Genomic DNA, 14,603 nt, shown 5'->3' with positions numbered 1-14,603 from the left:
ACTCGGTCACTGGCTCGCAATGACATTTCATTTTTTGCTATTTTGACCCATTAAAGTGCCTAGTGAGACAGCCCCTTTATTGCAGCCGCTTTTGGGCAAGGGCTTGATTTCAAGGACGGTTTACGACCTGCCCCTCCGGGTGACCTTTTATGCCTGGGTATCTGCCGACCAGGACGAACAAATCAGCAGCCCGAACGATTTCTGTTAAGAATATTTGTCTGGCTTTTGGGGTCACCTCAAGGTTTCCTCTTTGCTTCGTTTTGACATAATAATGCTCCCTCTGCTGTAGTCCCGAAACTTTTACTGTTTCGTGCGTCTACTCCAGAGGGAGCATATCACGTGGGAGTCGGACTTTGCGTATGATTCAGGCATTCGTCCCCGGGAAGAGTTTGTCGATGGCGAGCCTTGCAGCTTCCTGCTCGGCGCGCTTTTTGCTGCGTCCGTCACCCCGGCCCACTTCGGCGCCGTTGAGGGTCACGGCCACGGCAAAATGCTTGTCGTGATCCGGGCCGGTCTCTTCCAGAAGAACGTAGGCAAGCACCTGGTTCTTCTTCTGCTGCACCAACTCCTGAAGCTGGGTCTTATAGTCCACATTGTGCAGCTGCTTCACAGGCACCTGCACCAGGATAAAGGTCCGGATGAACTGCCGCGCCGCCTCCATGCCGCCGTCCAGGAAAGACGCGGCAATAACGGACTCTACAGCGTCCGCCAGAATAGACTCCCGGGTCCGGCCGCCGCCCTGCTCCTCGCCGTGGCCCAAAAGCAGATGTTGGCCCAGGTGGATCTGCTCCGCTACCCCGGCCAGGGTTTTTTCGCAGACCATATCCGCCCGCATGCGGGTCAGCTCGCCTTCCGGGCGGTCCGGGAAATTCCGGTATAAGTACTCCGCCACCAGCATGCCCAGAATGCTGTCCCCCAGGAATTCCAGCCGCTCATTGCTGAGCAGGCTGTTGTGCCAGCGTTCGTTGGCATAAGAGGAATGGGTCAAAGCGTTCTGCAACAGTGAAATATTGTGAAACCGGTAGCCGATTTCTTCTTCCAGATCCTTAATCATTGGTTTGCTCCCTCGATTTCGCCAGCAGGGCCAAAGCCTGTTCCAGGTCCTGCGTAATATCATTCTGAGCCGCATCCATGGCCTGCTTCACCGCATTGCGGAAAGCCAGACGGTCAGAGGCGCCGTGGGCCTTGATGACCGGCTTCTTGATGCCCAGCAGCTGCGTGCCGCCAATCTCGTGGTAGTCCATCAGCTTCATCATCTGCTTCACGCCGGAGCTGCACAGCAGATAGCCGAGCTTTGAGAAAACGTTCTTCTTGAAGACCTTTTTCATCAGGCTGCCCATAAACATAGCGGTGCCTTCAATGGATTTCAGCAATACATTGCCGGTGAAACCGTCGCAAACCACTACATCTACCTCGCCCAGAGGCACGTCCCGGGCTTCTACATTGCCCACGAAATTCAGCAGGCCCCTGTTCGCCGCGTCGGTCAGCAGAGCATAGGCGTCCCGCTGGAGTTGGGTGCCCTTGGAATCCTCGGTGCCGATATTCAGCAGACCCACTCTGGGGTTCTCGATGCCCAGCTTCTTTTTGGCATAGGCAGAACCAACCAGCCCGAATTGCAGCAGGAACTCCGGCGTGCACTCCGCATTGGCGCCGCAGTCGCAGATCACCGTATTTCCGCCCTTCTTGTTGGGCATGGCAGGAGCCATGGCCGCCCGGCGAATCCCCTTCACCCGCTTGACGATCAGAGTCGCGCCGGTAAGCAGCGCGCCCGTGGAGCCGGCAGACACAAAGGCGTCTCCCTGTCCGTCCGCCAGCAGCCGCAGGCCGATGACCATAGAGGAATTCTTCCGCTTGTGAATCACCGTACCGGGGTCGTCATGCATATCCACAACGTCATCCGCTCCGGCAATCTCCATACCGGCGGGCAAATCGTTGATTCCGTTTTTGCGCATAACCTCCAGGATTTCCTCGCTGCGGCCAACCAGAGTGATCTCCGCGCCGAAGTCTCGGGCCGCGTCAATAGCTCCCAAAACCGCTGCCTCGGGGGCCAGATCGCCGCCCATGGCATCCAGAATGATCTTCATGTATTTCCCTCTCTTTCCTATCAGATGCCCTGCGCCAGCAGCGCATCGATTTGTTCCAACGCTCTCTGGGAAATTGCCAGATTTTTCTCCGCTTTTTTCCGCACCCGGTATTCCAGAGGCGAGATAATGCTGAAATTGATATTCATAGGCTGAAAATTCTCAATAGAGCCGTCGCTGACGTACAGGACCAGCGCGCCTATGGCCGTGGTCTTGGGGAATGCCGTCGGCTCCTTACCCTGTACCTTGGCCGCCATGGCAACAGCTGCCAGGAAGCCGGAAGCCGTGGATTCCACATACCCTTCCACGCCGGTCATCTGCCCGGCAAAGGCAACCAGCGGGTTGCGCCGGTCAGCATAGAATGGATCCAGCAGCTTGGGGCTCTGCAGGAAGGTATTCTGATGCATGACTCCGTAGCGGACGAATTCCGCGTTCCGCAGAGCGGGGATCATGGAAAACACCCGCTTCTGTTCCCCAAATTTCAGATGGGTCTGGAAGCCCACAAGATTGTAAACGCTCTTGGCGGCGTTGTCCTGCCGCAGCTGGAGCACCGCGTAGGGCTCGGCCCCGGTTTTGGGGTCCGTCAGTCCCACGGGCTTCATGGGGCCAAAACGCAGGGTATCCAGGCCTCTGCGGGCCATGACCTCTACGGGCATGCAACCCTCGAAGACCCGCTTATCCTCAAAGCCGTGAACCTCCGCCTCCTCGGCAGAAATCAGTTCCCTGACAAACGCCTCGTATTGCTGCCTGTCCATGGCGCAGTTCACATAGTCCGGGGTCCCCCGGTCATAGCGGGACTGCCACCAGGCAAGGTCCATATCCACAGACTCCGCCGTCACCAAAGGCGCGGCAGCGTCAAAGAAATGCAGGTAATCCGCGCCGAAGTATGTCCCAATGGCCTTGGACAGCGCATCGGAGGTCAAAGGTCCCGTGGCGATGATAACCGGCCCTTCCGGAACCTCCGTCACCTCTTCGGACACTACCGTAATCAGAGGGCTTGTGCGGATTCTCTCCGTGACCAGCTGGGAAAAGCCCTTCCGGTCCACAGCCAGACAGCCGCCGGCCTCCACCCGGGTGGCCTCTGCGCACTGCATGATCAGGCTGCCGCAGCGCCGCAGCTCTTCCTTCAGCAGACCTACCGCGTTTTCCAGCCGATCCCCTCGCAGGGAGTTGGAGCATACCAGTTCCGCAAAGTCCTCGCTGTGGTGGGCGGGGCTCATTTTCTTCGGCTTCATTTCATAGAGTTTTACGGAAATGCCCCGTTTCGCCAGCTGCCAGGCGGCCTCACAGCCCGCCAGACCGGCGCCGATTACTTTCACTTCCATCAGGTGTTCTCCTCTTTGGGTTTCGTGGTAGACTTCCCGGCAGTTGACTTTTTCGCAGCTGCTTTCTTCGCCGCGGTGGTTTTCGCCGCCGTCTTTTTGGCTGCCGGTTTCTTTGCCGCAGTCTTTTTCACGGTCGCCTTTTTCGCCGCCGCTTCTCCGGCGGGCGCTTCCGCGCTTTGCCCGCCATTTTCGGCGGATTCCGTGGTTTTCTTTTTGTAGTAGCCTCTCTGGTCCTCCGGCAGAAAGCGGGGGCACTTCTCGTTGACGCAGAAGGGCTTCATGCGGCCCTTGCCGGACTTTTTGAAGAGGGTCTGTCCGCACTCGGGGCAATCCTCAGCGGTAGGCACATCCCATGTCATGAAGCCGCATTCCTGCCCCCGCTCGCAGGCGTAAAAGGCATAGCCCTTTTTGGACTTGCGCTTGAGCATGCCGCTGCCGCACTTGGGGCAGCGCCCGGGCATTCGTTCCACCAGAGGCTTGGCATTTTTACACTCCGGGAATCCGGGGCAGGCCAGGAATTTGCCGAAGCGGCCCATTTTGATGACCATTTTCCGGCCGCAGAGCTCACAGACCTCGTCTGTTTCCTCTTCGGGCACCTTCAGGCGGACGCCCTCCAGGGCAACCTCCGCGTCTTTCAGTTCCTTCTCAAAATCCTGATAGAAATCAGCCAGCAGGGCCTTCCAGTTCTGTTTTCCGGTTTCTACCTCGTCCAGACGCGTCTCCATGTTGGCGGTAAAGCCAACGTCCACAATATCCTGGAACCGTTCCTTCATCAGCCCCGTGACCACCTCGCCCAGGGCCGTGGGGGCCAGGCGCTTGTCCTGCTTGACCACATAGTCCCGGTCCTCAATGGTGGAAATGGTGGCGGCATAGGTGGAGGGGCGGCCAACGCCCTGCTCCTCCATGGCCTTGACCAGTGTGGCCTCGGTGAATCTTGCGGGCGGCTGGGTGAAATGCTGCTGCTTATCCACGTCCATGGCCTGAGCCTGCTCACCCTCGCTGAGATCCGGCAGCGGAGACCCCAGAGCCTCGCCGTCATCGTCCCGCCCTTCCTCATAGACGGCAATAAAGCCGGGGAAACGCAGGCTCTGATGGGTAGAGCGGAAAGTATGCCCGGCGCAGACCGTATCGATGGACACGGTGTCATACAGGGCGTTTGCCATCTGGCTGGCCAGGAAACGGCTCCAGATCAGCTTATACAGCCGGTACTGGTCCGGCGTCAGGCTGCCCCGGACCCGCTCGGGATCCAATTCCACATGGGTGGGCCGGATGGCCTCGTGGGCGTCCTGGGCCTCTGCCTTGGTCTTATACACGTGGAACTTGCCGTAGTAATACTGCTTTCCGTACCGGTTCGCGATAAAATCGGCGGCGGCGGCCATGGCCTCGTCGCTGAGGCGCTGAGAGTCGGTACGCATATAGGTAATGAGACCCAAAGTGCCTTCGCCCTCTACGTCAACGCCTTCGTAGAGCTGCTGGGCGATCATCATGGTCTTCTTCGGGGTCATATTCAGCTTCCGGGAAGCCTCCTGCTGCAGAGTGGAGGTGGTAAAAGGAGGCGCGGCGGAGCGCTTTTTTTCTGCCTTTTTCACATTGGTGACGGTAAAGGGCTTGCCCGTAATGTCATCAATAATGGCCTGCGTTTCTGCCTCATTCTGCAGTTCCCGCTTCTTCTCTTCCCCATAGTAATGGGCAACAAAGGAGCCGGGCTTCTGCATACGGTTCAGCGTCACGTCCAGGGACCAATACTCCTCGGGCTGAAAAGCGCGGATCTCCTCTTCCCTGTCCACCACCATGCGGGTAGCGACACTCTGAACACGTCCGGCTGACAGGCCCCGGCGGATCTTCTTCCACAGCAGCGGCGACAGCTCATAGCCCACGATCCGATCCAGAATACGTCTGGCCTGCTGGGCGTCCACCAGGTCATAGTCAATGTCCCGGGGGTGCTGGATGGAGTCCTTGACCACCTTCTGGGTGATTTCGTGGAAGGTGACCCGGTGGGTCTTCTCCTCAGGGAGCTTCAGCAGCTCCTTCAGATGCCAGGAAATAGCCTCTCCCTCGCGGTCAGGGTCCGTTGCCAGATACACGGTGTCGGCCTGTGCCGCGGCGGCCTTCAGCTCTTTAATGAGAGCCTCCTTGCCCCGGACGGGGATGTATTCCGGCGTAAACCCGTGTTCCAGGTCCACACCCATTCTGCTCTTCGGCAGGTCCCGCAAGTGGCCCATGCTGGCCTTGACCACATAGTCAGGTCCCAGATACTTGCCGATGGTTTTTGCTTTGGAAGGCGACTCAACGATCACCAGATGGTTGGATTTGCCCATGAAATTCTTCCTTTTCAAAATTTTTGCGGCTCACTGCCGCCGGGACACCCGTTTGCCCGGATGCCGGACGATCTTCTTCCGGATCTCCAGCATGGTCAGGATCCCCAGGACCTTGCCGGAGGGCAGGCCCGTTTTGGCGATCACATCGTCCACGCTTTCGATCCCTGTGCCAATGGCGGTCATGACCGTCTGCTCATCGGCTGAGAGTCCCTGTAAGATATCATTTTGACCACTATACGGCGGGGGATTCCCGTTGTCAATGGTTTTTTTCTTTAAGATTTCCGGTGCTTCCGGTTTTGGCTCCTGCTTTTCCGCCTTTTTCGGCTTGTCCAGTCCCTTCTTTGGAAGGAGCTTTTCCGGGTAAAGAAGGTCGTACTCCTCCATCACGTCCCGGCCGGAACTGACGGCAATGGCTCCGCTGCGCAGCAGCCGGTTGCTGCCCCGAAAGCTCTCCATATCCACATTGCCGGGGACTACGAAAACATCCCGTCCCTGCTCCAGAGCGTGCTTTGCCGTCAGGAGAGAACCGCTGCGTTCCGGCGCTTCCACAACCACCACTCCGCAGCTCAGGCCGCTGATGATCCTGTTCCGCCGGGGAAAATGCCAGCCCAGAGGCGGCGACCCCGGAGCGTACTCCGAAAGAATGCAGCCCAAACGCTCCGTCTCCTGAAAAAGGGCCTTGTGCTTCCGCGGGTAGACCACATCCGCGCCGCAGCCCAGCACGCCCACCGCGGGAAAACCCGCGGAAAGAGCCGCCTCCATAGCTGCGCCGTCGATGCCTTCTGCCAGACCGGAAACCACCAGCCCTCCCGCCGCCGCGATCTCTCCGCCGAGACGCTTCGCCGCCTGCCGCCCATAGACAGACGGGTGGCGTGTACCCACCACGCCTATCGTGGGCAGCTTGTTAAAGTCGGGAAGGGTTCCTCTGTAATAGAGCACAATGGGCGGATCATAAATTGCTTTCAATCGCCTGGGATACAGGGGGCTGTCGTAGGTCAAGACCTGCAAACCGGCTTTGGCGCAGTCGGATAGTGTCTCTTCCGCGGCGGACAGGTCGTGCCGCAAAAGGACGTCCAGGTGTTCCCCGGTGAGCCCCTCGATCTCCGCGTCCAGTATCTCCTGCTTTTCGGCAAAAAACAGCCGCTCCGGATCCTCAAACCGCCGCACCAGCGCAGCCTTGACGCCGTCCTTCACTTCATTGCATTGGGCCAGCCACAGCCAGTAGAGCAGCATTGTGTTTCCTTCTTTCCGTTAAAATTTTCCCATCTGCCACATGACGGCGGTGGCCGCCACGGCGGCGTTCAGGGACTCGCAATGCGGATTCATAGGGATAATCAGAGCGTTCGCCGCCTTGTCCAGGATCTCCTGCCGGACGCCCTGCCCCTCGCTGCCGATGACGACAGCCATGGCGCCAACATCCGCGGTGCGGATATCCTTCGCCGTATCCCGCAGAGCGGTGACGCCGACGGGAATCCCCGCCCGGGTGCAGGCGTCGAATGCCTGCTGCCAGGTGGTCACCACCACCGGGCGGCGGAACACCGCCCCCATGCTGGCCCGGACCACCTTGTGGCTGAAGGGATCGGCGCAGCCCTCCAGCAGCGCCACAGGAACATTCCAGGCGTCGGCCGTGCGCAGGATGGTTCCCACATTGCCGGGATCCTGGATGCCGTCCAGCAAAAGCATGCCCTTTTCCGGCACAAAGGGCGTTTTCTCCGGCAGGCTGCACAGGAAGACCGCCCCCTGGGGGGTCTCCATGGGAGAAATGGCCTCCATGACCTCCCGGCTCACCCGAATGACCCGGACTCCCTCCGGCACATCCGCTTCCACACCGTCAGACAGGAATACGGTACGCAGGCCTTTCCAGTAGGCTGCCGCCTCTTTCAGCAGCTTGGTTCCGTCAGAGACAAACAGCCCCGTCTCCTCCCGGGCCTTCCGGGAAGCGAGCAGCTTTCGCACCTGCTGCACCAATGGGTTCTTCCGGGATGTAATCCGTTCTTCCATTACAGCTTCTGCACCTTTTCCAGAGCGATATTATCGCCCAGCACCACCATGGTATCCCCCGGCTGAATCACATAGTCCGCCGCCGGAGACACGTTGGTCTTGCCGTCGTTTTCCACGGCAATGATATTTACGCCCAGCTTCGCCCGGACGTTCAGCTCCCGAATGGTCTTGCCCTGCCAGCTCTTGGGGGCTGGCACGTCCAAAATGCCGAAATCCTCGGAAAGCTCGATATAGTCCAGCACATTGTGGCTGTTGAGAGACCTTGCCAACCGCTGGGCAGATTCCTGCTCCGGGATCAGCACCCGGTCTACCCCGAGCTTTTCCAGAACTTTCCGATGGGTCTCATCGTGGGCTTTGCAGACCACATAGGGGACCCCCAGTTCCTTCAGGTTCATAGCAATGAGCACGGAGGCCCCCAGATTGTCGCCGATGGCAATAACGGCGCAGTCCAGATTCCGGACGCCCAGAGCCTTCAGCACTTCCTTATCCTGGGCGTCTCCCACCACGGCATGGGTCACATCGGCAGAAATCTGCTGCACAAAGTCCGCCCGCACATCCAGAGCCAGCACCTCTGCCCCCAGCTTGCACAGCTGCCGGGACAGAGACGAGCCGAAGCGGCCCAGACCGATAACGATATAGGATCTCATAAGCTTTTCTCCTTATCCGATCAAAAGGTTTGTCTGGGCATAGCGGAACCGCTCTGTGGCCCGGTCTCCCGACAGGAAGCCAAGGCTGATGGTCAGCACACCCACACGTCCAAAATACATATAAAGAATAATCAGGCACTGGGCCGGAATGCTCAGCCGGGTCGTTGTCCCCGCCGTCAGGCCTACGGTTGCCAGAGCGGATATCGTCTCATACAGGGCGTTGGTAAAACCCACGGGAGACGTGGCGCAGATGAAAACCGCCCCGAAAAACGCCAGCAGGATCATGGTCATGGCAATGGTCATGGCATCCAGCGCCTGACTGTCCGGGATGGTGCGCTTAAAAGCGCAGACCGTGCTCTTGCCCCGGAGTCTTGCCCGCAGAAACAGCAGCAGCACTACAAAGGTTACGGTCTTCAGGCCGCCGGCTGTAGAACCGGAAGAACCGCCCACCAGCATAAAGAGCATCGCCACCGCTTTTCCACCCTCGGTAAGCGCCGCCTGATCAATGACCGCGAAGCCCGCCGTCCGCAGCGTCACGGACTGGAAAAAGCCGTTCAGGAGCTTGCTTCCAACGCTCATATTGCCCAGGGTTTCAGGATTGTTCCATTCCAGCAGGCAGGTAATGCCCCAGCAGGAAAGCAGCAGGGCCGCCGTGGTACAGAGCACCAGCTTTGTGTAGACCGACATACGCCGGAAGGGTTTCCGCTCTGCCAGCTCTTCCCAGACAAGAAAGCCCAGGCCGCCGATGATGACCAGCGCTCCCAGCGTCAGCAGCACCACAGGGTCATTTTGAAAGGTCAACAGGCTGGCCCCCGGCTCCAGAAAGCCAAAAATATCAAAGCCAGCGTTGCAGAAAGCGGAGACAGAATGGAAAGTGCCCAGCCATAAAGCCCTGGAAAAGCCAAACCGGGGCCAGAAATGCGCCGTCAGAATGGCGGCGCCGATACCCTCAACGCTCAGGCTGCCATAAAGCACCGTGCGCTGCAAACGCACCACGCCCTCCATGTCGTTCAGGCTCAGGGCCTGGGCCATGAGCATACGCTGCTTCAAGCCGATGCGCCTGCGCAGCAGGAAAATGAACAGGGTCGCCATGGACATAAAGCCCAGACCGCCAACCTCAATCAGCGTCAGCAGCACCCCCTGACCGAAGCCGCTCCACTGGGTATAGGTATCGAAGGGGGTCAGCCCCGTGACGCAGGTAGCCGACGTAGCCGTAAAGAGCGCCGGAAGGAACGGGCAGCGCTGCCCATCGCGGGAAGCCGCCGGAAGCGTCAGCAAAAAGGTGCCCAGCAGGATGATGACCGCGAAGGCCGCGGCAATGGTTTTCATGGGGCTCAGAGGCCTGCCCTGCCGTTTTCTGATCCAAAGCAGGAATCGATTTCGTAATCGCATACTTTTTTCTCCTTTTGCCCACAGAAATGCATTTTACTTTCCTATTATACCAGCCTTTTTCCCTTTTGCAAGGGGAATTTCCAATAACCGCAGAAAGACCGGAAGCCTTTGCGCGCTTCCGGTCTTTCAGGGCAGATGCCAAATGATCAGCTGAGCCGCCGAAAGCGATCGATCTTTCAGTTTCTGCTCATGGACAGGCTGTCCACGCCCAGCAGCTCTTTTCCTTCCTCATTGGCCAGCAGCTCCAGCGTATCCGTCTCCGCATTGTACTGGAGTCTGTCGCCGTTGCAAAGAATCGTGCCGTCCTCAATGGTGAAGGTACCCTCATATTTCAGCTCTTCCAGAGCCATCTCAATGAGCTCCCGAATCTGAATGGAATCCAGGAATTCCTGGAGCGTCATTCCCGCCACGGCCTGAAACAGCTCATCCATGCTTGTAACTTCCAGCGCCGCGTAAACCTCGTCCATGGTCAGGCCCTCCGCCGCGAACTCGCTTTCCAGAGTCTTTTCCATCAGATCACGGAAAAAGGCGTTCAGCTTTTCCAGAAAGCCATCCAGATCGTCAATGGTTCCCGCGACAGAGCAGGTGCCGTCCTCCGCGAATGTACAGTTCAAAGTGATCTTCAGGCTCAGATCATGTTCCTTGAGTCCCTCGGTGATACCCTCCATCTGGGATTCTGCCCCGGCCAGAAACAAATCCGTCACATCCAGCACATCGCTGTGCCAACCGCCCGCTATGTGCCGCCGAAGCAGGCCGTCCTGGGCCCGAACGACATAATTGGCCGCGTCGATATAGTCACCCAGATCTTTGAAAATCTCCAGTGCGCTCTCATAATCGCCCGCGTTAAAGCTCTCTACGGCCAGTGCGTAGCGGCACTGCTTCAAAAGCTGTCTGCTGTCCCGGTAATCGTCCAGTGTTTCCAGCTGCCTGGCAGCGGCGGCATAGTCGCCGTCCTCCATTGCCTTTACAGCAGACTTGTAGTCGCTGCTTTTGCACCCTGTCAGAGCAAGGGCCATCGTCAGGGCCAGAATAAACGCTATAACTTTTTTCATGTGGCATATTCTCTCTTTCTATTGTTGTACGGCTTCAGTATGGCATATATCCGGAAAAATGTCAATATAAAACATCCGGCGGCTCAGAAATGCGTCAGTTCCTGCCCGATTGCCCGCATGCGGGTCTTGTCCGCCTTGCAGACGGCCCGGTCGTAGCTGACCAGACCGTTGGTTTCGTCCTCCACATCGGAAAGCTGGGTATAAACGGCGGCGCAGAGGCCCCGGTCCTTTGCCGGAATGATCTCAGTGCGATACAGCGTCTCCAGCGCATCCATGAAGGAAGCGCCGTCCTCAAAATAGCGGTAGCCATACGTCTTTTCCAGATTAAACGCATGTCCCTGAAGCTTCCAGGAATAGCCGCCGAACTCGGAGAGAACCAGTGGCTTCTCACTTCCGGGCAGCCGCACCGGACGAAAATACACATGGAGGCTTTCCACATCGCTGTCCCCGCAGGAAAACCATCCGGAAGCGGTATCCACAAACCGGGAACGATCCAGCTCCTTCAGCTCTTCATACCGGTTCCGGCTGTCAAACTGCCCCCAGCCTTCATTAAAGATCGTCCAGTAACACACGCTGGGGTGCTTTTCCAAAGCCAGAACCGTACTTTCCATGCCCTCCCGAAACCGCCGGCGGGTCTCCGGGTCCCGGTGGAGGTGCCTGTCACTCCGGTGCTTGCCGATGCCAAGGGTCGGAAGGGCCGTGTCCCGCAGGAAATGGTAGGCTCCGTTATTCACCATATCCTGAAATACCACCATGCCCAAGCGGTCGCAGGCGTAGTAAAACAGCTCCGGCTCTACCTTAATATGCTTGCGCAGCATATTGAAGCCCAGCTCCTTCATGGCCAGAATATCCCGGTCAAAGCAGGCGGGCTCCGCCGGAGTGAACAGGCCGTCGCTCCAATAGCCCTGATCCAGAACGCCGTGGAAAAAGTACGGCGTTCCGTTCAGGCACAGTCTGGGGATGCCGCCGATCACCTTCGTTTCCAGAGTACGAAAGGCGAAATAGCTTCCGACCTTATCCTCTCCGGCGGTGATCTCCGCCTCATAGAGATAAGGATCCTCCGGGGACCAATGGCGAGGGGCAGGAACGTCCAGAACGGCTCTGGAATCCCGGATCTCAGCCAAAAGCGCCCCCTCCGGCGTTTTCACCCGCAGTGTCCCCCCGGGGGGACCTATCAATTCCAGAGTCACCCGCTGGTTCTCCGTGGAAAAGCGGACTTCCCGGATATAGTCCTCCGGCACCCGTTCCAGCCAGACCGTCTGCCAGATGCCGGACACCGGCGTGTACCACATGCCGCCCCGGTCCCGGCGCTGCTTGCCGTAGGGCAGGCTCTTGTCCTTCAGGCTGTCCGTGGTCTCCACCAGCAGCGTGTTTTCTTCCCGCAGCCGCGCCGTGATGTCAAAGGAGAAGCCCTCGTAGCCCCCTGTGTGCGTCCCCAGAAGGGTATCGTTCAGGTATACCCGGGCTTTCTGGTCCACCGCGCCGAAGTGCAGCAGCACCCGGCCTGTCCGAAAGCTCTCCGGCAGGGAGAAGCGTCTGCGGTAACGCAGCACCGTGCCGTCCGGGAACACCTGATGGACGCCGGACAGCAGAGATTCCGGCGGGAAGGGCACCCGGATCTCCCGGTCAAACGTCCCCTTCTCCCCCACGGCCAGCGCCCAGCTGCCGTTCAGATTGTAAAAGGAATCCCGCCGCAGCGAGGGTCTGGGGTACACATCCCAGGGAATCCCTGTCAGATTCTTTCCCGCCTCCGTCCAAAGCTCCGCGAATTTCGCCATATGCTTCCCTCCTTTTTTCCCAGTGTAACACGCGGAGACAGTTTGGGCAAGTCCCAAATCGCCGCGCTCAAAGACATTCGTCCTTCGTGCGCAAACTTTTTCTTGACAAAGCAACAAAACTGTGCTACCATGCACATAGACAAGGTTGGTATCACGTCTCGTCGAAAGTCTATACTCCAGTAAAAACATAGGAGGCATGTGTATGAAAACCTGTAAAAAGCTGTTCACCCTGGCTCTTGCCCTGATTCTGCTGATGTCCGTTCTCGTCCTGCCTGCCATGGCCGCACCACGATACGCTATTGGCCCATGCAATTATTGTGGTGGATCAACGGTCTATGCAGGAATGCATATTGATCCTAGCACGGGAGCACGAATGACTATCGCGCGCTGTACCGTGTGTGGCAGATTGTCCTACTTTTCAAATTAAATAAGCACGCAGCGGAGGCTTATAAAAGCAGCCTCCGCTGCTTTCTAAAAAGGATGGGAGATGCCGGATGAATAAAAGCTCCTATATTTTGACACTGCTTCTGGGTGCTGTTATATTGGTTATGTGTAGCGCCTGTGGTCAAACAGGTCTCTCAGGCCAAGAAACGGAGACATTATGGGTCGTTACAGAAATCTCCTGTTCTGACGGCATGAACCTGCAAGCGGAAATGATCGCTGAGCGCATGGAAAAGGAGTATCCGGGCCTGTCCGTGCGGCTGGACATTCTCCCCACGGACCCGCAGGAGCGGGAAATCACCCTGAAGCAGCTTCGCACCAAGATCATGTCCGGCAACGGCCCGGATGTGTATCTGCTGCCCACCGGGAATCAGTTGACGGTGGATTACCTTGTTTCAGAGACGACCATCAGGCAATTCCGGCAAATCGAAGTGGAGCCGTTATTCAGCGATGTTTCACAGGCCATGCGAAACGGAATCTTCCGAGACATTCAGGCGCTGTATCAAGCCGACCAGTCGATTGGCAAGGATTCCCTGCATACGCAGATCATGGAAGCCGGTGTTCTGGACGGCAAGCGCTTTGTTCTGCCGCTGCTGTTCGATCTGCCTGTTCTCCTTGCGGATTCCGCTCAAACAGATTTTTATACTCAGAATGAGGAATTGCCGTGCGCCGACGCGGCGGCATTGGTGGAGCAGCTGTTGCGTCAAAGGGATTGGTCGAAGGTTTCCTGCGGTATTCAGCTGCCAAAAAGTACTGCGCTCTTGCCTCGGATGTTTGACTATTCCACAGAACAACTGCTAATAAGCTCTGAAGATATAGCCTACTATATGCGTGTCTACCAGCAATGGTTTGCGGCGGCAGTCCCTGCCGAGGAAGAAATTCTTTCCTCCACAAAAGAACGGGCGCTCGCATTGCTCACGGAAGATGCTCCACCTGATTTTTTCACTTCAACAAGGATTTATTATAAAGATATCTCCAGCATCAATTCCATCCGCACATACATAGGAGATGGCATTCACTGGACAACGGAGAATATTCCATTGTTCAGCTGCAGCCTTGCGGAGACTTTGGAAAGCCTCGGCGTTGAAAAGGCCGCGCGGGCCGTCTTCAAAAGGGAGCCCTCGCTGCGCATGTACCCACTGCGCGGCGCGGATGGAACAGTCACGGCGGCGATAACCTATTGGGGCGCTATCGGAGGCGGCTGCCAAGATCCGGAGCTTGCCTACAGCTTCCTGCGCCAGTTTTTGACCGAGGAATTTCAATGGGAACAGTACCGGCCGCGCATCCAAAAGAGCATGGCGAAGTCGATCCGGGACCCGCAATGTCCCGGCATGATTGAAAACAGCTGGCCCGTCCGAACGAAAGGGTCTGCCGCAGCGCTCTGGGATACGATGCAATATCAGATGCTATGCGTATGCAGCAGCTATTGGCACCAATCCAATCAGATCTCCCGGGAAATTCAAAAGGCTGTCCTGACCGACGCCGATATTCCCGCCCTTTCCTGGGACATTGACGAGGTGCGCTTCCCCGTGACCATTTCCGGGGCGGATTCTCTGGAGTACGCACTA

At 57.7% G+C, this 14,603-nt stretch carries 12 protein-coding genes; 2 read left to right on the top strand and 10 right to left on the bottom strand.

Annotated elements, in window-relative coordinates; genetic code table 11:
* Window positions 1-364: 364 nt before the first annotated feature.
* The 10 genes from rnc to KQI10_RS02975 all read right to left on the bottom strand — a co-directional run bounded on the left by rnc (window position 365) and on the right by KQI10_RS02975 (window position 12,594).
* Entirely contained in the window at window positions 365-1,054 is a 690-nt protein-coding gene (rnc, locus tag KQI10_RS03020) for a ribonuclease III (RefSeq protein ID WP_216565931.1), read from the bottom strand.
* Window positions 1,047-2,084: a phosphate acyltransferase PlsX gene (plsX, locus tag KQI10_RS03015; protein ID WP_216565930.1), complete on the bottom strand. Its 1,038-nt coding sequence runs from the start codon at window positions 2,082-2,084 to the stop codon at window positions 1,047-1,049. The genes rnc and plsX overlap by 8 nt, the downstream gene beginning before the upstream one ends.
* A gap of 20 nt (window positions 2,085-2,104) precedes the next feature.
* Window positions 2,105-3,406 (bottom strand): methylenetetrahydrofolate--tRNA-(uracil(54)-C(5))-methyltransferase (FADH(2)-oxidizing) TrmFO, encoded by a 1,302-nt coding sequence (trmFO, locus tag KQI10_RS03010; RefSeq protein ID WP_216565929.1) that lies wholly within the window; start codon window positions 3,404-3,406, stop codon window positions 2,105-2,107.
* A complete protein-coding gene (gene topA, locus KQI10_RS03005) occupies window positions 3,406-5,724 on the bottom strand; it encodes a type I DNA topoisomerase (protein WP_216565928.1) in 2,319 nt (772 codons plus the stop codon). The genes trmFO and topA overlap by 1 nt, the downstream gene beginning before the upstream one ends.
* 30 nt (window positions 5,725-5,754) lie before the next feature.
* Window positions 5,755-6,957, bottom strand: coding sequence for a DNA-processing protein DprA (dprA, locus tag KQI10_RS03000; protein ID WP_216565927.1), 1,203 nt, complete (start codon window positions 6,955-6,957; stop codon window positions 5,755-5,757).
* A gap of 18 nt (window positions 6,958-6,975) precedes the next feature.
* Window positions 6,976-7,725, bottom strand: coding sequence for an RNA methyltransferase (locus tag KQI10_RS02995; RefSeq protein WP_216565926.1), 750 nt, complete (start codon window positions 7,723-7,725; stop codon window positions 6,976-6,978).
* Complete coding sequence (locus tag KQI10_RS02990; RefSeq protein ID WP_216565925.1) at window positions 7,725-8,372, bottom strand: TrkA family potassium uptake protein; 648 nt, start codon at window positions 8,370-8,372, stop codon at window positions 7,725-7,727. The genes KQI10_RS02995 and KQI10_RS02990 overlap by 1 nt, the downstream gene beginning before the upstream one ends.
* Before the next feature lie 12 nt (window positions 8,373-8,384).
* Window positions 8,385-9,764: a TrkH family potassium uptake protein gene (locus KQI10_RS02985; protein WP_216565924.1), complete on the bottom strand. Its 1,380-nt coding sequence runs from the start codon at window positions 9,762-9,764 to the stop codon at window positions 8,385-8,387.
* A 176-nt stretch (window positions 9,765-9,940) separates the two neighbouring features.
* Window positions 9,941-10,816, bottom strand: a complete 876-nt coding sequence (locus KQI10_RS02980; RefSeq protein WP_216565923.1) for a hypothetical protein — start codon at window positions 10,814-10,816, stop codon at window positions 9,941-9,943.
* An 83-nt stretch (window positions 10,817-10,899) separates the two neighbouring features.
* A complete protein-coding gene (locus KQI10_RS02975) occupies window positions 10,900-12,594 on the bottom strand; it encodes a glycoside hydrolase family 2 protein (protein ID WP_216565922.1) in 1,695 nt (564 codons plus the stop codon).
* 202 nt (window positions 12,595-12,796) lie between these two features.
* Between KQI10_RS02975 and KQI10_RS02970 the strand changes: the two genes are divergently transcribed.
* Complete coding sequence (locus KQI10_RS02970) at window positions 12,797-13,021, top strand: hypothetical protein (protein ID WP_216565921.1); 225 nt, start codon at window positions 12,797-12,799, stop codon at window positions 13,019-13,021.
* A gap of 340 nt (window positions 13,022-13,361) precedes the next feature.
* Window positions 13,362-14,603 (top strand): hypothetical protein (locus tag KQI10_RS02965; RefSeq protein ID WP_216565920.1); only part of this gene is annotated, 1,242 nt, incomplete at its 3' end.

The organism is Pseudoflavonifractor sp. MSJ-30 (assembly GCF_018918045.1).
Lineage (GTDB): Bacteria > Bacillota > Clostridia > Oscillospirales > Oscillospiraceae > Faecousia.
This window is presented reverse-complemented; position numbering and strand designations above follow the sequence as displayed.